This is a genomic window from Anabaena sp. AL09 (assembly GCF_001672255.1).
Classification (GTDB): domain Bacteria; phylum Cyanobacteriota; class Cyanobacteriia; order Cyanobacteriales; family Nostocaceae; genus Dolichospermum; species Dolichospermum lemmermannii.
In genome coordinates, this window is sequence record NZ_LJOQ01000040.1 from 63,182 (window position 1) to 82,722 (window position 19,541).

At 37.7% G+C, this 19,541-nt stretch carries 17 protein-coding genes; 12 read left to right on the top strand and 5 right to left on the bottom strand.

What is annotated here, in order from left to right:
* Positions 1–63: 63 nt before the first annotated feature.
* Complete coding sequence (locus AN490_RS07825) at positions 64–525, bottom strand: DUF4079 domain-containing protein (RefSeq protein ID WP_213799811.1); 462 nt, start codon at positions 523–525, stop codon at positions 64–66.
* Positions 526–995: 470 nt separating this feature from the next.
* Here AN490_RS07825 and ppc point away from each other — a divergent pair, with 470 nt between their 5' ends.
* A complete protein-coding gene (gene ppc, locus AN490_RS07830; RefSeq protein ID WP_300001536.1) occupies positions 996–4,004 on the top strand; it encodes a phosphoenolpyruvate carboxylase in 3,009 nt (1,002 codons plus the stop codon).
* 76 nt (positions 4,005–4,080) lie between these two features.
* Positions 4,081–4,338 carry a hypothetical protein gene (locus AN490_RS07835; protein ID WP_168635329.1) on the top strand — a complete coding sequence of 86 codons (258 nt, stop codon included), beginning with the start codon at positions 4,081–4,083 and terminating at the stop codon, positions 4,336–4,338.
* A gap of 18 nt (positions 4,339–4,356) precedes the next feature.
* Here AN490_RS07835 and AN490_RS07840 read toward each other — a convergent pair whose 3' ends face one another.
* The gene (locus AN490_RS07840) at positions 4,357–5,142 is read right to left on the bottom strand and encodes a Uma2 family endonuclease (RefSeq protein WP_300001469.1); all 786 of its coding nucleotides are present in this window, start codon (positions 5,140–5,142) and stop codon (positions 4,357–4,359) included.
* A 207-nt stretch (positions 5,143–5,349) separates the two neighbouring features.
* Here AN490_RS07840 and AN490_RS07845 point away from each other — a divergent pair, with 207 nt between their 5' ends.
* The 3 genes from AN490_RS07845 to AN490_RS07855 all read left to right on the top strand — a co-directional run bounded on the left by AN490_RS07845 (position 5,350) and on the right by AN490_RS07855 (position 8,092).
* Positions 5,350–6,126, top strand: coding sequence for a sigma-70 family RNA polymerase sigma factor (locus tag AN490_RS07845; RefSeq protein ID WP_300001471.1), 777 nt, complete (start codon positions 5,350–5,352; stop codon positions 6,124–6,126).
* Positions 6,127–6,128: 2 nt separating this feature from the next.
* Positions 6,129–7,655 (top strand): tetratricopeptide repeat protein, encoded by a 1,527-nt coding sequence (locus tag AN490_RS07850; protein WP_300001473.1) that lies wholly within the window; start codon positions 6,129–6,131, stop codon positions 7,653–7,655.
* A gap of 95 nt (positions 7,656–7,750) precedes the next feature.
* Positions 7,751–8,092, top strand: coding sequence for a mannan-binding protein (locus AN490_RS07855; protein ID WP_300001475.1), 342 nt, complete (start codon positions 7,751–7,753; stop codon positions 8,090–8,092).
* A gap of 266 nt (positions 8,093–8,358) precedes the next feature.
* Here the strand turns inward: AN490_RS07855 and AN490_RS07860 are convergent, their stop codons facing one another.
* On the bottom strand, positions 8,359–8,622 hold the full coding sequence (locus tag AN490_RS07860) for a hypothetical protein (RefSeq protein ID WP_300001477.1): 264 nt from the start codon (positions 8,620–8,622) through the stop codon (positions 8,359–8,361).
* A gap of 134 nt (positions 8,623–8,756) precedes the next feature.
* Between AN490_RS07860 and AN490_RS07865 the strand changes: the two genes are divergently transcribed.
* Together AN490_RS07865 and AN490_RS07870 are read left to right on the top strand one after the other, a co-directional pair.
* Positions 8,757–9,044 (top strand): DUF4090 family protein, encoded by a 288-nt coding sequence (locus AN490_RS07865; RefSeq protein WP_015079314.1) that lies wholly within the window; start codon positions 8,757–8,759, stop codon positions 9,042–9,044.
* A 227-nt stretch (positions 9,045–9,271) separates the two neighbouring features.
* Positions 9,272–9,634: a phage holin family protein gene (locus tag AN490_RS07870; RefSeq protein ID WP_213710275.1), complete on the top strand. Its 363-nt coding sequence runs from the start codon at positions 9,272–9,274 to the stop codon at positions 9,632–9,634.
* Positions 9,635–9,653: 19 nt separating this feature from the next.
* Here the strand turns inward: AN490_RS07870 and AN490_RS07875 are convergent, their stop codons facing one another.
* Positions 9,654–10,802, bottom strand: a complete 1,149-nt coding sequence (locus AN490_RS07875) for a cysteine desulfurase family protein (protein ID WP_300001481.1) — start codon at positions 10,800–10,802, stop codon at positions 9,654–9,656.
* A gap of 127 nt (positions 10,803–10,929) precedes the next feature.
* Here AN490_RS07875 and AN490_RS07880 point away from each other — a divergent pair, with 127 nt between their 5' ends.
* From AN490_RS07880 to AN490_RS07890, 3 genes are all read left to right on the top strand, one after another.
* Positions 10,930–12,570 (top strand): DUF655 domain-containing protein, encoded by a 1,641-nt coding sequence (locus AN490_RS07880; protein ID WP_300001483.1) that lies wholly within the window; start codon positions 10,930–10,932, stop codon positions 12,568–12,570.
* 103 nt (positions 12,571–12,673) lie between these two features.
* Positions 12,674–14,122 carry a bifunctional orotidine-5'-phosphate decarboxylase/orotate phosphoribosyltransferase gene (locus AN490_RS07885; protein WP_300001484.1) on the top strand — a complete coding sequence of 483 codons (1,449 nt, stop codon included), beginning with the start codon at positions 12,674–12,676 and terminating at the stop codon, positions 14,120–14,122.
* Positions 14,123–14,451: 329 nt separating this feature from the next.
* Entirely contained in the window at positions 14,452–15,366 is a 915-nt protein-coding gene (locus AN490_RS07890) for a hypothetical protein (RefSeq protein WP_300001486.1), read from the top strand.
* A gap of 280 nt (positions 15,367–15,646) precedes the next feature.
* Here the strand turns inward: AN490_RS07890 and AN490_RS07895 are convergent, their stop codons facing one another.
* On the bottom strand, positions 15,647–16,345 hold the full coding sequence (locus tag AN490_RS07895) for a methyltransferase (protein WP_300001488.1): 699 nt from the start codon (positions 16,343–16,345) through the stop codon (positions 15,647–15,649).
* Positions 16,346–17,097: 752 nt separating this feature from the next.
* On the opposite strand from AN490_RS07895, the gene AN490_RS07900 reads away from it, so the two are divergent.
* Both AN490_RS07900 and AN490_RS07905 read left to right on the top strand, forming a co-directional pair.
* A complete protein-coding gene (locus AN490_RS07900) occupies positions 17,098–18,012 on the top strand; it encodes a hypothetical protein (protein WP_300001490.1) in 915 nt (304 codons plus the stop codon).
* 127 nt (positions 18,013–18,139) lie between these two features.
* Positions 18,140–19,489: a Rieske 2Fe-2S domain-containing protein gene (locus tag AN490_RS07905; RefSeq protein WP_290599543.1), complete on the top strand. Its 1,350-nt coding sequence runs from the start codon at positions 18,140–18,142 to the stop codon at positions 19,487–19,489.
* Positions 19,490–19,541 lie beyond the last annotated feature (52 nt).

Below are 19,541 nucleotides of genomic sequence, written 5' to 3' on the forward strand. Positions count from 1 at the left end.
AATTATTTGTGTGTGGTCTGCACAATTTCCCAGCCATAACATAAGCATGGTGGAAACTGAGAATTAAGGTAAATACTTTTGCACCACAGTCCAACCACTGAGAGATACCCAGGCAAATCCTAGTAATAAGCAGAGATTACAACCAAGATGTAATGGTCTGGCCCAAGGCTTTATGGTACTAATTTGAGTGGCACTAAATGCGGATACTAAAACTAAGATGACGACTATTAAGCCAGCGACTAAATGTGGTGAGTGTCCTAGGGAACCAAAGTGTCCTAATGTACCCACAATGCCAACAGCTAGAAGTAGTAATACTAGACTAACCATCGTGATGCCGATTATATAATGGAGCGATCGCATTTGAGGACGTTGCCAAGGTAGTACAACCCCTAAAGGTGCTTCTCCAGTGGTTCTGACCCGTAACATCCAAATACCAGTTATGGCTAAAAATAAATAGGCTAGTAAAGATAATCCCATTGACCAAGCGGCTATTTTCCATAACCATAGAAAGGAGGGTAGGTGCATAAAATAGTTCAGTGCAGGAAAGTTACCTATTGAGCTTAACAGGATACATCCTGGATATCCTGATTCTGACAAAATAGAAATTCCCATAAACATTCACAAAAAAAATTATAAATCACAATCCTGTACATCCTCAAATCCTGGCTATCTTGATAGCGTAGTGTGGCCTTAGCCATTTATGACCAAAAAAATACCTAAAGACCCATACACCAAAAGACTTTCAACTCCGTTCCCATTCCGGGCTAAAGCTTTTCTCCTGTTTGTTCTTGAGTGAAGGCGAACTTTATCCTAAAATGGCCAGTAGGCATTTGGTGAAGTGGTTGATTTTAATTGCCTCTTCCTCCTAAAAACGAATCAAAAGCAGTTAAAAGTAAGATAAGTCACCTGTGAGTAGCTCCTAAACAAAAGCTAACAGCTTGATATTGGATGCTCAAAAAAGGTAGGTTAGATGTTTTGAGTATCTTGAGAGTATGATGAAAACTATGAAAGCTGAACATATTGATTTTCCAGTGCTACACTCGGAATTATTCTTGCGTCATCGTCTACAGGTAGTAGAAGAATTGTGGGAGTCAGTGCTGCGTCAAGAATGCGGTCAAGAAATGGTGGATCTTTTGCGTCAACTGCGGGATTTATGTTCCCCAGAAGGACAAGCCACAAATGACCTAGCTGCCTCTGCTGTAGAATTGATTGAACAATTGAATATCAATGAAGCAATTCGTGCGGCGCGTGCCTTTGCGTTGTACTTTCAGTTGATTAATATTATTGAGCAGGAATACGAGCAAAAGCAGCAATTAAATCGCTATACTGGAGAAACTGATGAGGAAATTTTCCCCAGTATAATTTATTCCACTAATCAACGAGATGAAGAATTACCTGTTACGAAAGAAATAGGTAGCGACTTAATGACATCGGAAACTCCGCAAAAAGGGACTTTTGCGGCTTTATTTCCCCTGTTATTTAAGTTGAATGTCCCACCCCAACAAATTCAACGCCTGATTTCCCAACTGGATATCCGCTTAGTTTTCACTGCACACCCGACGGAAATTGTCCGTCATACTATCCGGGATAAACAGCGTCAGGTGGTTCATCTTTTGCAAAAACTAGATGAAGCCCAAAATCGTGCTAGTAGCTATCCTTGGGAAACCTTGGAAGTAAAGGAAAGATTACTGGAAGAAATTCGCCTCTGGTGGCGCACTGACGAATTGCATCAGTTTAAACCGACGGTTTTGGATGAAGTAGATTATGCTCTTCACTACTTTCAGGAAGTGTTGTTTGATGGTATTACGCAACTATACAAACGCTTCAAATATTCTTTGGGAGAAACTTTTCCCTGGTTACAACCACCGACGACAAATTTTTGCTCCTTTGGTTCTTGGGTAGGTTCAGATAGAGATGGTAATCCTTCGGTGACACCGGAGGTAACGTGGAAAACCGCTTGTTATCAACGAAAAATGGTGTTAGAGCGGTATATTAAGTCAGTTAAAGAGTTGGTTGCTTTATTGAGTGTATCCATGCACTGGAGTGATGTACTGCCAGATTTGCTAGAATCTCTGGAGTTGGATCAATCGCAGTTAAGTGGGGTGTATGATGATTTGGCCTTGCGTTTCCGCCAAGAACCTTATCGTCTAAAATTATCTTACATTCTCAAGCGGTTAGAAAATACCCGCGATCGCAATTTGGCTTTATATAATCGGGAAACGCCAAACAATGAAGATGCACCTATGTATAAAACGGGTGCGGAATTTTTAACAGAATTGTTGTTAATTCAACGCAATTTAACGGAAACAGGTTTAAGTTGTCGAGAATTGGAAAATCTGATTTGTCAAGTGGAAATATTTGACTTTAATCTTACCCAATTAGATATTCGTCAAGAATCATCTCGTCATGCTGATGCTATCAATGAGATTCTCGAATATTTGCAACTTTTACCCCAGTCCTACAACGAATTATCAGAAGCACAAAGAATCGCTTGGTTAACTTCAGAATTGCAAACTCGGCGGCCCTTGATTCCCGCTGAATTACCATTTTCAGAAAAAACCAACGATGTGATTGAAACTTTCCGAATTTTGCGATCGCTACAACAAGAATTTGGCATTAAAATCTGTCAAACTTATATTATTAGTATGTGCCGCGAAGTTAGCGACGTACTAGAAGTTTTACTCTTAGCTAAAGAATCGAGTTTATTTGATCCTGTGGTTGCTGTAGGCACAATTCGCATCGTTCCTCTGTTTGAAACAGTAGAAGATCTACAACGTTCTAGAGGCGTAATGCGGGAACTGTTTGAATTGCCTTTATATCGGGCAATGCTGGCTGGTGGTTACGCCGCAATTAATAACAGTGAAAAACAAGCAGCCCCATCTATTTCTACTCTAAATCCTAACTTACAAGAAGTAATGTTAGGCTATTCCGATAGTAATAAAGATTCTGGTTTTTTAAGCAGCAACTGGGAAATTCATAAAGCTCAAAAATCACTTCAGAAAATCGCCGAAAGTTACGGTGTAAATCTGCGGATTTTCCACGGACGAGGCGGTTCTGTGGGACGTGGTGGCGGTCCTGCTCATGAAGCGATTTTAGCCCAACCAGGTCACAGTATTAGTGGCCGGATTAAAATTACCGAACAAGGGGAAGTATTAGCTTCTAAATATTCCTTGTTAGATTTGGCTTTGTATCACCTAGAAACTATCACCACAGCCGTAATTCAAGCCAGTTTACTAGGAACAGGGTTTGATGACATCGAACCTTGGAATGAGATCATGGAAGAGTTATCTCATGCGTCGCGTCAACACTATCGTAACCTAATTTATGAGCAACCTGATTTCATTGACTTCTTCCACCAAGTCACCCCCATTGAAGAAATCAGCCAATTGCAAATTAGTTCTCGTCCAGCCCGTCGTCCATCTGGTAAAAAAGATTTAAGTAGTCTGCGAGCGATTCCTTGGGTATTTAGTTGGACACAAACCCGGTTTTTATTACCTTCTTGGTATGGAATTGGCACAGCCTTACAAGAATTTTTGGACGCAGAACCAGAACAACATTTGAAATTACTTCGCTATTTTTACCTCAAATGGCCATTCTTTAAAATGGTGATTTCTAAAGCCGAAATGACATTAGCAAAAGTAGACATGGAAATGGCGCGTCACTATGTTGATGAATTGTCTAACCCAGAAGACAAACCCAGATTTGAGAAAGTTTTTGCCCAAATTTCTAGCGAATTCTTTCTGACCAGAGATTTAGTCTTAAAAATCACCGGACACCAAAAACTATTAGATGGTGATCCAGTATTGCAACGTTCTGTACAATTAAGAAATGGAACAATTGTGCCTTTAGGATTTATCCAAGTTTCCCTATTAAAACGCCTTCGTCAATCGAAAAATGCGCCCACAACCGGAGTAATTCACTCTCGTTATAGCAAAGGAGAATTACTCCGAGGGGCATTATTAACCATCAACGGAATTGCTGCCGGCATGAGAAATACAGGCTGATAAAAACCAAAAAGCAAAAGGCGTAATTTCTTCCTTTGCGCCTTTGCTCCTTTGCGCCTTTGCGCGAAACAAAAATATGATCAAAAAACGCATTCTTATTTGTACCTTTTTGGCACTTTCTTCCGGTTTTTTCACTGCTTTAATAGCTGGACAAATCACCGTAATGCAACATAGCCAAAAATGTCAAAACCAGACTTGGGGATTTAAACAAATGTGCAGCGCTTTAGTGACTCCAGGAGCAAGTTGGCAAGGAAGCACTGCGGGACTGTGGACAGGGACAATTTTAGGGGCATTTGTGGGTGGGTTGATTACTCGTAAATCTAGTGATTGGTAATTGGAGATATGGGTTTTTTTACACTTCTGGTTCTACTCCTAAAGCGCGTAATTGGGCAATTAGGCGATCGCTTTTTTCTTTTTCACTTTCAGCCCGTTGGCGTTCATTTTCAGCCTGTTGGCGTTCATTTTCAGCCCGTTGGCGTTCATATTCGGCTGTTTCATGACCATCAAGTAATAAATTACCATCTAAATCCCACCACCGTAGCCAAGGTAACTCCATATTTTGATATGTTCCTTGCCAAATACCTAATTCTACGCCCATAGGTGTAATCGGATAATGACCTCGTTGATTTGGTGGCAATAAATGATATTGTCCTTCCATGAGATGATATACTTCCACGCTGGCTTTACTAACTTCATAAATGCCATAAAAAGCAGGTTTAATCACTTGTTCATAAATCCAAAATTTCCCCTGCCAAGGTGTTTTGTCTCTTTCTTCTATGCCATTTCCTGATACAAATTCTAAAGCAATTAATGGAGAAATAAATTCTTGCCAAAGCACATAGGAACGTCGGACTTTACCATTTAATAATGGTGGCACATGAGGAACATAAAACCAATCGGGAGCTTCTGCACCTCGTTCTGGTGGTTCAGTTATCCGCCAATAAATACCGCTATCTTGACCTATAGCAAATTGTCCATCAGCGTGGAGTTTTTGTAATACTGGAATGATAGATTGAGTTAGTAGAATGCTTTGAGGATGTTCCTGGAAATTCTTCACAAATAGTCCGTTAGATTCTGGTAGTTGAGTATGATCTGGGAGGCTGGTTTGTGTATAGGGAGGATCTGCGGTAAAGGTCATGATGTCCTCGTATTTTAGAAGGTTTATTGTAGGATGACAATAACCAAATTATAACAATAATTTACAGATACCTGAACTTACCTGAATTATACTGTACACAGGGCATTATCCTTGATCTTGTTAAGAATGAACAGTAATTCATCTATGTCGGTAGAGCCAAAACAAGAACTCTTGTTCTTGTCATCAGAGATGGGAAACAGGAATATATTGCCAAAACAAAGCCAATTTGGCGATAAAACTCCAAATAATTGTCAGGATTTTTGGCAATTATGGGACTCACATCAAGGTTATCTTTACAACTGTTGTTTAAAATCGCTCAACGGTAATTACCATGATACAGAAGATGTAGTCAATCAGGTAATGCTTAAAGCTTGGACTCAATGGACACAATCTACAAATGACATTGAACATCCTAAATCGTGGTTATCTCAAATTACTTATAACTATTGCATTGATGTCTATCGAAAACGTCAACGAGAAGTTGCAAAAGTTGATAATATTGACGACATTCAATTTGCAGATAATCCAGCACTTACTTCTAATTTACAACCTCCTGAATCCTGGCTTTTAAATCTGGAAATGGCGGCATATCTCAAGTATAAAATTGCAACTTTACCCGATAAATTACGCCATCCTTTTATTTTATGTTGTTGTCAAAACAAATCCTATCCAGATATCGCTAAACAACTCACCATTTCTGAAGAGAACCTTCGTAAACGTATTCAAAAAGCGCGAAAGATTCTACAAAAGCAGTTAAAGAAGTATCTTGCGGGGGAAGATAACACTGCTTTTGATTCCTTTTCACCATTAAACACCGTGATTCCAATGGTAGGAGAATTAGAATCTGAGCAAATATGGAATCATGATTGGGAATCATCAATACCTACAAAAAGCCAACAGCAAGAAATTAACTACAAAGCAAGTTTAATATGCCTGGAATCCTTACCACATCATTGGTACAATTCACAGATTCATCTGGTATAAAGATGAATGCTCAGTTATTCATAGCAGAAAAATCAGCCAGACAAGAGCAAAAACTGATCACTTTAAACAAGTACATTGAAAAATTTCCTCAAGGATGGAAAAAAAGATTAGAATTAGCTGATTTGCTTTACGAAATAGGAAACTGGTCACAAGCCATTATCGAATATAATCAAGTAATTGAGCGAGAATCTCAACTACTTGATGTGCATCTGCAATTGGGGAAAATATTGCAGTTAATGGGACAAAAAAAAGAGGCTTTACAAGTATATGATACAGCCCTATTTTTGTCTGAAAATCCAGGAAGTCAGTATCATATAAAAGGATTGATTGCAGTTTGCAAAGGTGACAATGAAAAAGCTCTCACAGCCTTTAATTTAGCCATAAATTCAGAACCTGATCAAGTATTTCACCGACTGGCTTTGTCACAGGTATATCAAAATGTAGAAACTCCCCTGGGTATTCTCCGCAGCCTAGAGCCGGTTTTAGTAATTAATCCAGATGATGTTATGTCCCTGGTTTACAGCTATGATGCCCTGATGGCGGTGGGGGATATACAAACGGCAAAAGAGAGGTTTAACAGCCTTATAGCCCTAGCTGGTGATGATTTTCGGGTAATACAACGACAAATTGATCAACGTTTGCTGGCGAGAATGGTATCCGGTGAAGAGGGGAAAATCACTAAAAAAATGATTACCTCCTTACTAGGAACAATTCCCCATAGTGTTGAAGTCCATAAATCCTTAGCCTACTATCACATTCTACGAGGGGATTGGGCGCAAGGGGTGGAGGTATTAGCCAAATTTACCACAGAATCCCCCAATTATCCTTATGGTTGGTATTATTATGGGCTGAGTTTATTCCACACAGGGAAATACCAGCAAGGGGCAGAAATGATGGGGAAAGCGTATTATCTGTATCCCCATGACCGGAAAATTTATCAGGGTTTGTGTGAAATTTTACCCCTTGCACCTGATCCAGAGAAGAGTAAAACGATTCTTGCTTCCATAGTGGAGGAGATGTTAACGCGCTTTCCTGAATGCTGGAGTATGTGGACAACTGCGGGGCGGGTATTGGTGGAAAATTTCCCAGACATTGAACGGGGTTGTCAGGTTTCCGAGCAGGGGACAAAACTACAACCCCAGTTAGCTGATGCTTGGTTGCGTCATGGCCAGGTGTTGATTTTGGCTCGTAAACATCGGGAAGCCCTGGAAGCCTTAAAAAAGGCATGGGAGCTTTTACCAGATGGAGGTTATTTGCAATCCGTACCAGCGGCGTTCTGGTTGGGGGAAAGTTATCGAGTTTTGAAAAATGCTAAGGCTAGTAAACAGTGGTGGGAGGTAGCTGCTCAAAAATGTCAGGAGTTAAGGTTATTTAACCCAGCCATGGCTGATTACTGGTTAGGGAGGGTGATGTTTCGCTTGGGGGATAAGTCAGGGGCTAGACAGGCTTATCAAGGGGCTTTGAGTCAGCAGTTGTTGTATCCGGTGCGTGGAGAGGTGGAGACAATTTTGGAGAAGCTTAAAAGGTAAGAGTGTGGGAAGAAAAAACCACAATTTAATTACGATTTCCAATCCTAACCTACTTACAAATGCTAAAAAATTTCAAGAACCTAATTTCTGTAACATTGACAATTGTCTTTCCTCTTGGTGTTTTCTTCACTGCTGGGGTTAAAAGTGCTTCCGCTTTAACTGTGAAGGCCGGACCTATCTGGAATAATAATGATGCACAAGTAAAGTGTCCCGTAGCTACTGCGCGCATTGGTGGTATTTGGAACGGTGGTTGGAGAACAACTGAATGGGGAAAAATGTCAGAATGTGATGTAGACTGGGTGAAGGCCGGACCTATCTGGAATAATAATGATGCACAAGTAAAGTGTCCCGTAGCTACTGCTGCTGTTGGTGGTACTTGGAACGGTCATTGGACAACAACTGTATGGGGTGTAATGTCAGTTTGTGCAGTTAAGTAGATCCTGTAGTGCGATCGGCTGATCTTGTAGGGTGCGTTAATGAAATGTAACGCACCTTATGTATGTTTATTTACTGATTTTCGGTGGGTTACGCTATCGCTAATCCACCCTACGTTTTTTGTCGTGGTTGATAGCCTTTCCCTTGTTTCCTCACAAATCAATCAACTTAATATTGTAATATTACTTACTCTAATCTCGAATTTATAAGTTTTCTATTTTTCCAAAATCTCTGATATTAACGGAAGAAAAACGATAAGATGTTAGTATCAATCAAGGCTGGCTTCATCACTTCTTCTCCCTAAAAATGCTTGCTGTCGGCGTGTATTTATTTCTGCATTGAAATCAGCAAACATTTCATCTGACATATTATACCAACAACCAGCAAACTGCATAGTTGGGTTTGGGGAAACTTGGGAAATTTCTACACCTAATCGAAAATAATGAATAAAGTGATACAATTCTGCCAATTTATCTTCTGGGAAAAGATTTATTTCTGTAATAACTTTTGTGCGTAGGCTTAAAGAATCCATAGCAAATTAATGTAAATTAATCAAGCGATAAGTTAATTATATAGCAGAAATAGCGGAAAAATTTATTCTAGCTGAACCGTCCCTGTTCCCTATTCCCTGGTAAAATATTTCAACATCTCTGAAAATACGTTACCATGACTACTGAAAATACCACAGGTGCTGATGCTATTGATAGAGCGATATCAAGGGGAATTGATTTTGATGGTTCTCCTATTCCCATAGTTAAATTAGACCTATATGAACAAGTTATGGGTTTAGAATCAAGCAGACAACGCAGCGGTGTATCCAATACCATGCGTTCTCGCATTGTTCGCATTGGTGCTAAACATATTCCCCAAACTGAACTTGATCAAAAGCTAGTTGCTGCTGGTTTTGCACCTTTAAAAGAAAAGGAAATTGCTTTTTTCTACGGTGGTAAATAAAAGACAAAGAATTCCGTGCAAAAGTCAGATCCCCGACTTCTCTAAGAAGTCGGGGATCTGGTGGTTTATAGTAAACCTAAAGATATCTAGAATAAATTTAAGTTCTCATCAAAAATGCTGCTAATTTATAAATAATTGGTTAAGCTACAAAGATTTTTAGATCAAGAAACCAAGTCAACCAGGTATTTATCGTCATATCAACATTCACGTTTTGTGGGGTTCTGGTAATGGATATTACGACGCTGCTAATTGTTTGGTTAGTCACGGCTGTTAGCTTGTGGATTATTAGTAAATTACCTTTAGGAGTGGAAATTGATACTCCAGAAAAGGCAATTTTTTCCGCCGCAGTTTTAGGTATTATTACAGCGCTAGTTAAGCCAGTTCTCAAAGTTTTGTTTGTGATACCAAATTTAGCCACCTTTGACTTATTATCTGGTATCTTCACTTTCATGATTGCTGTTGCTTGTTTTAGTATTGCTGCTTGGTTAGTAGATGGTTTCCGGTTACGTTTTGGCATTTGGAGTGCAATTCTAGGTGCTTTTGCGCTTACTCTTGTCAATAACATTATCTACAAATTATTAGGTGTTTAATTGTTAAACAATTGACAATTCAATCTGGGATTAATCTCTGCAAAATCTGTTTCAAAACTATCCCAGTCCAATCAATATCCGCTGCTGTTGTCTGTTTTCCTAAAGTTAATCTAATTCCTCCTAAAGCCGCTTTTTGAGAATATCCCATTGCTAGTAAAATGGGACTAGGGCTTAATTTTCCACTATTGCAAGCCGCACCAGCACTAATACCAATTCCGGCTAAATTTAACTGTCTTACTAATGTTTTACCACTAATTTTTTCTCCGTCGGCTGCTTCTAAATAAAAACTGAGATGATGGGGTAAACGATGAATTTTGTCACCTGTGGGTATTAAACCGGGAACATCTGCTAGAATGCTAAAGAGGCGATCGCGCAATAGGATCAATCTCCCTGTTTCCGTCTCCAATTCCTGGGCTGCTAACTCCGCAGCTACTCCAAATCCAGCAATAGCGGGCGTTGCTTGCGTCCCTGAACGCAGTCCGTTCTCCTGTCCACCTCCACCCAGTAGCGGCATTAATTCCACTCCAGTCCGCACATATAACGCCCCTGCACCCAAACCGCCATAGATTTTATGACTGGATAGACTCAATAAATCTACGGGTAATGTCTGCACATCTAGCGGTAAACGTCCAGCAACTTGCACTGCATCTGTGTGAAATAAAGCACCGTGTGTTTTCGTGATTTTCCCCAACTCAGCAATTGGTTGAACTGTTCCTATTTCACTTTGTCCATAAATCACAGATACTAAAACAGTATTATGTCGTAAAGCTGCTTTTAAGTCTTCGGGGTTGACTCTTCCTTGATGATTTACACCTAAACGGGTAATTTCCCAACCCCAATTTTCTAACATTTTCGCCGGTTCTGAAATGGCGGAATGTTCTACACTGGAAATGATCATATGTTGGGGAGTAGTGTAACATCGCGCCACTCCCATAATCGCTAAATTATCTGCTTCTGTTCCCCCAGACGTGAAAATAATAGATTCGGGAACTGCGTTAATTAATCCTGCAACTTGGATTCTGGCTGTTTCCACAACCAAGGCGGCACGGTTGCCCCATTCATGTAAACTGGAAGGATTACCCCACTGTTGTGTTAAGATTTTTTGGATAATTGCGATCGCTTCTGGACGAGTTGGGGTAGTTGCACTGTAATCTAGATATATTTGCATAAAAATTAATAAATAAGAGTTTCGCGCAGAGACGCAAAGGGGCAAAGACGCAAAGGAAGAAAGAATTTAATGCAGGGTGTGATATAAATACATTAAAATCGCTGTAATTTACTTTGATCAGATTACTGTGTTTATTTTCCCACAAATCCGCTATTTTTCTTATATCTTTTTATTGCTATTCACTTTAGGTGGTTGTCAACAGGTTCAATCATCAAATCAGCGTTTAGCACCTTTACCTCAAGATTCTTTAATTCAAGTTTACTTCAATAATTCCCAATCTTCGGAATATCAAGAGACTTATCGTCAGCAAACCCGCTTGGGGGATGATTTAGAAAAGCAGATTGTGGACACTATTTCTCAAGCTAAATTTACTGTTGATATTGCTGTCCAAGAGTTACGTTTACCAAAAGTTGCTCAAATATTAGCACAAAAACAAAAGGATGGCGTAAAAATAAGGTTGATTTTAGAAAGTAATTATTCTCGGACTTGGAGTAGTTTTACTGCTGCGGAAATAACTAAGTTAGGAAAAAAAGAACAGGAACGATATCAAGAATTTCGGAAATTTGTGGATATTAATCAAGATCATCAAATCACACCGGAGGAAATTAGTCAACGGGATGGTTTAGCTATTGTTCAAAATGCCAATATTCCTTGGATTGATGATACTGCTGATGGTTCAAAGGGTAGCAGTTTAATGCACCATAAGTTTGTCATTGTTGATCATCGGTTTGTGATTATTACTTCTGCCAATTTTACTTTGAGTGATACGTCTGGAGATTTTAGCAATCCTAGCAGTTTAGGGAATGCAAATAATCTATTAAAAATTGATAGTTCTGAATTAGCAAGTTTACTCACGGAAGAGTTTAATATTATGTGGGGTGACGGAATAGGAGGAAAACCAGATAGTAAATTTGGTGTTAAGAAACCTGTCCGCGCACCAAAAACAATCATATTAGGTAACAGTAAAGTTACAGTTCATTTTTCTCCAACTTCTCCCACTGAACCTGGGAGTATTAGCAGTAATGGATTAATTGCTAAAACCTTATCTACAAGTACAAAAACTGTTGATTTAGCATTATTTGTATTTTCAGATCAACAACTTGCTAATATTCTCGAAGAACGTCATCATCAAAATGTGCAAGTTCGGGCTTTAATTGAACCTCAATTTGCTTATCGTCCCTACAGTGAAGCGTTAGATATGATGGGATTTGCTTTAAGTGATAACTGTAAATATGAAGTTGATAACCGTCCTTGGAAAAATCCCATTTCTACCGTTGGAGTCCCAATTTTAGCCAAGGGAGATTTATTACACGATAAATTTGCAGTCATTGATAACCAAACCGTAATTACAGGTTCACATAATTGGTCAGAAGCTGCTAATCATGGCAATGATGAAACATTAATAGTGATTGAAAATCCTACAGTAGCAGCACATTATCAACGGGAATTTAACCGACTTTATGGTAAAATAAAACCCGGTTTACCAGCAAATATTAAATCTAAAATAGATGCAGAAGTTAAAAAATGTCCTCAAATTAAACAACCATCATCTTTCGTAAATCCAATTACCACTAAAATTAATCTCAATACAGCAAGTCAAGCAGAATTAGAAACTCTTCCTGGTGTGGGTGAAAAGTTAGCCCAAAGGATAATTATAGCCCGTCAACAGCAAAAATTTACTTCTTTACAAGATGTAGATAAAGTACCGGGAATTAGTGCTAAAATCTTGGCAGAATGGGAGGGAATGACCACATTTACCTCAGATTAACGCATATACGGATAATCATGTTACCATTAATGATATAATAGTAGAGAAAGCGAGTTAGTATTTTAGTAAGTGCCTTAAAGTTAAAATATTGCTAGGAGAACTTATGAAATTTTACGATAAATTGAATGGGGCGATCGCTCAAAATCAGAGTTTACTATTTGTAGAACTAGATCCTAATCCAGAAATGCTCCCTGAACGATATTCCCAGAAATCAGATCCCAAAAGTATGATTGATAGTCTGTGGAATTGGTTAGAATTTACTATTTCCCAAACCAGTGATTTAGTATGTGCCTATAAACCAACTCTGGGATTTTACGCAGCTTTAGGTATTCCAGGATGGGAATTATTAGAAAAAACTTTAAACGCTATTCCTGCCCATATTCCGATTATATTAGATGCCAAACATAGCGATCTTAATACTAGTACAATTTTCGCTAAAACTGTTTTTGAAGAATGGCAAATTGATGCGATTACATTGAGTCCTTATGCAGGACAAGATCACGTAGCACCCTTTTTAGTTTATCCCGATAAAGCCGTTTTTATTTTGTGTACAACTTCTAATCCAGGTGCAGTTATTTTGCAGCAATACCCTACAGCGGAATCCCCTTTTTATTTACAAGTAGTTAAAGAAGCAAAAAATTGGGGAACACCTGAACAACTGGGTTTAGAAGTAGGAACTATTCAGCCAGATATTTTAGCAAAAATTCGCAAAGAAGCACCAGAAAGAGTAATTTTAGCCCGCAGTATTTGGTCTGAAGGTGGTAATCTTAAAAATTTGCTATCAGCGGGATTAAATTATAATGGTGATGGGTTACTTCTTCCCGTTTCTCAAGATATGTTAGGAAGTGAAAATCTATCTACACAACTGCAATCTTTAAGGGCGGAAATTAATCATCTCAGAACTGAAATTTCCCAAGAAAACTCCGCTTGTTCCGTCTGGTTCCCTGATGTTTGTTTGTTAAATAAACACCCGCTTTTAGATTTAATTCTACAACTTTATGACATTGGTTGTATCATGTTTGGTGAATTTGTCCAAGCTTCTGGAGCTACCTTTCCCTATTATATAGACCTCCGCAAAATCATTTCCAATCCCCAAATATTTCATCAGATAGTAATTGCTTATGCAGAGATTCTTAAAGACCTAACTTATGATAGAATAGCCGGTATTCCTTATGGTTCTTTACCTACTGCTACTGGATTATCATTACATCTAAATTCCCCGATGATTTTTCCCCGCAAAGAAGTAAAAGCACACGGAACCCGCAAGGTAATAGAAGGTAATTTTAATCCTGGAGAAGTTGTTGTCGTTGTTGATGATATTTTGATCAGTGGTAAAAGCGTAATGGAAGGAGCAGGAAAGTTAAAATATGCAGGATTAAATGTCAATGATATTGTAGTATTTATGGACCATGAGCAAGGTGTAAAAGACAGATTGCGAGAAAATGGTTATCAAGCACACGCAGTTTTAACAATTTCTGAAATTACAGAAACTTTATATGCAGCAGGACGTATTAGTGAGGAACAATTTAAAACCTTATCTGAAATAAATTAGACATTTATTCTCAAGATAGTGATACAAAACTAATTCAATAATTAGGATTTTGTAGTAAACTGTAGTTAGAATGGTTAGATATGGGAATCTTCAATAATTTCCCAACAACAAAACACCCGACTTCTCTAAGCAGTCGGTTATCTGAGAGGTTGTTTGAAAAGTATTATATCAAACCAGTAATCTCCAAAAACCTAACCCCCCTACCCCCCTTCCCTGCAAGGGAATGGGGGTTTTATTCAAAACTTTTCAAACACCCTCTGAAACTCTGGATGTTTAAAAATAAAGCTTAGTAATTTTTATCATCAATCAAAACAGGAACAAAGTTCTCAATGAATGCCATACGTTTTCATCATTCCTTAGTTAATAAAAAAATTCCTATCCTTGTTGATAGCACTGATCTTAATTATTATTTTCAAGAGCAAGGATATCAAACTATTTTATTTGATGATTACGATTTTGCTAGTCAACAACTAGCATTTGCTGTGATTTCAGATTATAGTTATCATGATCGACTTATGCAACTATCTCGTACCTCCAAAAGTACGATTATCCACCTACTAGCAGTTAGATATGATATAAATCCTCAAATTATCGCTTATTCATTCGAGCAACTTCTCTCTTGTAATTTAACAGAAGTATTAGAGTTAAGAGCTAAAACTTATGAGCAAATTGCTGAAGTGGAAGATGAATTATATTTATCTGATCATAGAGGGACTAAATTAACGTGCTTATTGTCAGAAAGTTTAGAAGTTATAAATACTCAAGATGATTTAGAACCAGGATGGTTTTACTCAATTTCGGAAATGCTAGAAAGCGGAATAGTCAATATTAAAAGTGATAAATCAAGTTTTTCACTAGATGGAACTTTCTTTTTTGATGGCATAATTTACGCTTGTGCAAACCCAGAAGTGAGAGAACGTCACCAGGATGCTTTAACATATTTACTTGAGAAGGTCAATTCAAGTCAAGAAAAATATATTCATATCAAAGATAATACTATAACTCATCTCATTTTGGATGGTAGGGATGAAACTTCCATATTACTGGAAATGGATTATGGTTTAGAACGTAACTTGAGTTTTACTGAGATAGGATTTGGCTGTAACAAAAATATTGAAAAAAATCTGAATTGGCAGATAAACTCCATTATGAATCAAGGAGTATATGGAACGCACATAGGCATAGGTATGGCACAGAAGTCTCCTTATATTGATTTTATTTCTCAAAGCATCAAGATTATTTAATGCCGATATAGCGGTTCTTGGTTGAGTGAAATACAAGAACCCCACCCCCAACCCCCTCCCCGCAAGCGAGGAGGGGACTTATGATGTATGTCATTCAAGTGCATACCGCTATAAATTGCCATCCTATATAACCTGTCAAATAACTCCTCTTCTGTCACTTTCCCTAAATGAAATGATGTAACCCTTGCCATACAATAGTTTTAGTTTAAAGCAATGATTACATCTATCGGATTGGAAAATAAAGCCAGAAACCCAGATCCAGTAAAAGTTGTGTCAATTTTTATGCTTTTGATCTCTCAAACATTGGATCGAATAGGACAACACCATGAAGATAAGGAAACATAGCCTGAGTTGGAAGACGGTCTTGGTTTTTCGCAAAAACATACCAAGTTTGTCTGGGACGAAACCAGGGGATAGAGATTCCCACAAGCCCAGCATCTTGTGCTAACTTTTTAATTGTCGCTGGTCGAATTGTTACACATAGAGGATATTCCCAACCATCCCCTTCCATGTCGGTATCTCCCTCTATAAAAGTAGCAACGATAAGACCATCAGGTTTCAAATGTTTAGCAAAGTTCTGAAAACAAAGATCTACTAAATTAGTCCTAGTATGAGTTAATACGGACTGTGCGAGGATAAAATCAAAATCGGTTTCAAATTCAGCTAAAGAGAACTTATCGTTATAACTAAAACACGGTTTTTTAATGCGAAGGAGATCCTCTCCAACTTGGAACTTTATAGCATCCTCGATTAACCACTTGTTGGGTTCTACTCCGTAATAACAACCTTCATCAAGGTAAGGTAGAAAAAGCCGACCTGCACGGAGCGAACCACAGCCAAAATCAAGCAATTTATGCTGAGATCGGAGACCTAGTGTACAAAGCAACCGAAATTGAGACGCTCCCATGAAATCGTACTCTTTTGCTGGTCCTACATAATCATTATAGTTTTCTCCAGCCGTTATTTTTAAATCCGCCATTGGTATTCTCACATTAATAAAGGTACTTTGCTAGGATAGCAGGCTACGAGTTGATCATATCCAAGTAATTTCACGAATAAAACCGGATATTTATATTATGATTAATACGCTTTTTGTCATCAGCCTATTCTATTAATAATTCACCAGTAATAGTCATACCCAAACAGTGAAGATAATTGATAAATAAACCATAAAAGTCAATGCTTATAGGCTGAATATTAGTCACAAAAATGCAGAGCTAGTTAGAATAATGGGATAATACAAGGTATATTCATTGGCATAGTTGTATTGTGCAAGCGGACTGTAATATAAAGGGTTTTTTTGACTTAAAAACTGCAAATTAAACCTTAATTACCTGATCCATCTTTATTTATTAAAAAATGTAAACATTTTGGAAATTGATCTTGTTAAATCAAATTGATGCTGATACAGTGATATCAACGAGTTAAAAAACAACTCGCCAATTAGTAGCTAAAATTGCAAATTTTAAGGAGCAACTAAAATGAACGCTAAGAAAACACAAAAACGTAAACTTGAACAAGTTAACAAAGAAACCCGTAGCAATTTGGGCAATATTTACTGGTAAGAATTTGCTGAACATTACCAAGTAATGTAAGTATTTACAAGTTGGTAAATTAGTCTAAGCACTTGGGCAACAATTCTTAGAATTGTTGTCCAAACTTATTAAGTTTTCACACTACTTAGCTAAGATATCTTGAAGACAATAAAGTTTTGGAGTCGGTTAAACAAATATGCACATCTTAGAGTTTTATCAAGCTTTTCTGCAAAGACAGATGCCAATTATTGTTGATAGTAATGAAATTCATACTTACTCTCAGGAGCAAGGATATAAAACTATTTTTTTTGATGATTATGACTTTAAGAGTAAACAAACAGCCTTTTTAATCTTTTCAGATTATAGCTACTATTACAAACTTAAACAACTCTGGCATGATTCTCAAAGTACCATAGTACATTTGCCAGCAGTAAAATTTGATGGGAGCTTACCTGTAATTCAATATTCTTTTAATCAGCTATTATCAGGTGATCTTGAACAAGCATTAGCAATTCGAGATATTTTATACGATAAAATAGCTGAAAGTGAAAGTGAGTTATATTTATCAGACTCAAGAGGAAGTAAGCTCAAATGCTCTCTAGGTGAGAATATAGAAATAGCTAATGCTGATGTGGAACTGGAGTCAGGATGGTTTTACTCTGTGGCTGAGTTCTGGGAAAGTTCAGTAGTGAATACAAAAGCAAATAAATCCAGCTTTTCTGTAGATGGAACTTTCTATTTTGATGGCATATTAACCCAGACTACAACTCAAGAAACAAAAGATTATAATTGGCAGCCCTTACAATATATTACAGATAGGGTGAAATTAAGTCAAGAAAAATATCTAGAAATAGAAGATAATGCCATAACTCATCTGATCATAGATGGTAAAGATGAGACTGCTGCATTATTAGATATGACTTACAACTTAGAAAGAGGTTTAAATCTGACAGAAATAGCCTTTGGTGCTAATAAAAAGATTGGAGAAACAATTGATTGGTCAATAAATTCAGTTGTTAACGAAGGTATATATGGAACTCATGTAGGGATAGGAATGGCACAAAAAGCTCCCCATATTGACTTTATTTCTCAGGCTTTAAAGTGGGTTTAATTACTGATAAAACCTGATTTTCATGACAGTAGCACTGGTTTTGATTATTGATAGCAAAATTTGTGAGCTTTCTGTGGGGATAGTTTAATGAATTACCAAGACAAATAAACAAAAATTTCTAAAAAAAATGCTGACTGATTCCCCTGATCCAGAACTTTTGGTATCTGCCTTACCTAGACCAGAAATATCTCAAGAATTTAACTGGAGAAATTGCTGGTATCCTATTATTTTTGTACGAGATTTACCTCAGAAGCGGCCTTATGGATTTTCTCTGTATGATGAACCATTAGTATTATTCAGAGATGCTCATGGCAAATTTGGTTGTTTACAAGATATTTGTCCTCATCGAACAGCTAAACTTTCTCAAGGACAAGTTGTTGATGGCAAACTAGAATGTTTATATCACGGTTGGCAGTTTAGTGCTAATGGAAAATGTGTGCATATTCCCCAGTTATCAGCAGGGAGTAAAATCCCCCATAATGCTTGTGTAAAATCTTTTGCTGTGACAGAAAAACAAGGCATTGTCTGGATGTGGCCTGGAAATGCACAAGCTGCTGATGAAAAAATGATTCCTGTTTTAGCAGAATTAGACGATCCTAAATTTATAAAAACCGATTATTTACTAGACCTTCCTTATGACCAATCATATTTTATCGAAAATGTTATTGATCCAGCGCATATTCCAATTAACCATCATGGTAAACGTTTTAAGCGAGAAGACGCACAAGCTCTAGAAATGGAGGTAATTGATGTTTCATCTCAAGGAATTCGCGGTAGATATAGAAATCAACAAACCAATGAACCTTGGATAGTTCTTGAGTTTATTGCTCCCAATTTAGTGAGATATGCGGTTTGGAAAGAACAAGGTTTGTTTGCGGGCGCGGAGTTATATTCGATACCAACAGGTAAAGGAAAGTGTAAGATTTTACTTAGAAATTATAATAGTGTGCTTCCTTGGGTCAAGAAACTACAACCTGTCTGGATTGAGCATTGTTTTCGTCATATACTTTTGGAGGGAGATGCGGAAATTATCCGAGAACAACAGATGCAAATAGAACGTTTAGGCAAGAGTATGAAAGAATTGTTTTTGCCATTAAAAACTTCTGATGTCTTGGTAATTGAATATCGCAAGTGGTTAGATAAATACGGAACTGATTTGCCGTTTTATCAAGGATATGCAACAAGCAATCTTAATGGTATTCTACAATCATTGGACATAGGCGATCGCTTCACCCGTCACACTCAAATCTGTAATTCTTGCAATCGCGCTCATCAGATAAGTAATCGAGTCAAACACAGTTTAGTTGTCACAGCAATTATTCTTGCCGCTATAGCTATGATTACAGAAAATTATCAAGCTCGCGTTTTTGTAGTGACTTTATTTATCTTGTCATTAACCATAGCCTTTGCTGCTCATAAAGTGAAAATACTACTCGAACGTAATTATGTACGTCAATACATAACAACAGAGAAATAACAAGTAATAGAAAAGGTGTGGCTTTTTGACTACTTTTGGATCACTATCCATA

What these genes read in the sequence shown, in the direction of transcription:
- AN490_RS07905 (WP_290599543.1), top strand. Translation starts at nt 18,140, where the DNA reads ATGCTGACTGATTCCCCTGATCCAGAACTTTTGGTATCTGCCTTACCT.
- AN490_RS07885 (WP_300001484.1), top strand. Translation starts at nt 12,674, where the DNA reads ATGAAATTTTACGATAAATTGAATGGGGCGATCGCTCAAAATCAGAGT.
- AN490_RS07840 (WP_300001469.1), bottom strand. Translation starts at nt 5,142, where the DNA reads ATGACCTTTACCGCAGATCCTCCCTATACACAAACCAGCCTCCCAGAT.
- AN490_RS07850 (WP_300001473.1), top strand. Translation starts at nt 6,129, where the DNA reads ATGAATGCTCAGTTATTCATAGCAGAAAAATCAGCCAGACAAGAGCAA.
- AN490_RS07890 (WP_300001486.1), top strand. Translation starts at nt 14,452, where the DNA reads ATGAATGCCATACGTTTTCATCATTCCTTAGTTAATAAAAAAATTCCT.
- AN490_RS07860 (WP_300001477.1), bottom strand. Translation starts at nt 8,622, where the DNA reads ATGGATTCTTTAAGCCTACGCACAAAAGTTATTACAGAAATAAATCTT.
- AN490_RS07865 (WP_015079314.1), top strand. Translation starts at nt 8,757, where the DNA reads ATGACTACTGAAAATACCACAGGTGCTGATGCTATTGATAGAGCGATA.
- AN490_RS07825 (WP_213799811.1), bottom strand. Translation starts at nt 525, where the DNA reads ATGCACCTACCCTCCTTTCTATGGTTATGGAAAATAGCCGCTTGGTCA.
- AN490_RS07835 (WP_168635329.1), top strand. Translation starts at nt 4,081, where the DNA reads ATGATCAAAAAACGCATTCTTATTTGTACCTTTTTGGCACTTTCTTCC.
- AN490_RS07895 (WP_300001488.1), bottom strand. Translation starts at nt 16,345, where the DNA reads ATGGCGGATTTAAAAATAACGGCTGGAGAAAACTATAATGATTATGTA.
- AN490_RS07870 (WP_213710275.1), top strand. Translation starts at nt 9,272, where the DNA reads ATGGATATTACGACGCTGCTAATTGTTTGGTTAGTCACGGCTGTTAGC.
- AN490_RS07900 (WP_300001490.1), top strand. Translation starts at nt 17,098, where the DNA reads ATGCACATCTTAGAGTTTTATCAAGCTTTTCTGCAAAGACAGATGCCA.
- AN490_RS07875 (WP_300001481.1), bottom strand. Translation starts at nt 10,802, where the DNA reads ATGCAAATATATCTAGATTACAGTGCAACTACCCCAACTCGTCCAGAA.
- ppc (WP_300001536.1), top strand. Translation starts at nt 996, where the DNA reads ATGAAAACTATGAAAGCTGAACATATTGATTTTCCAGTGCTACACTCG.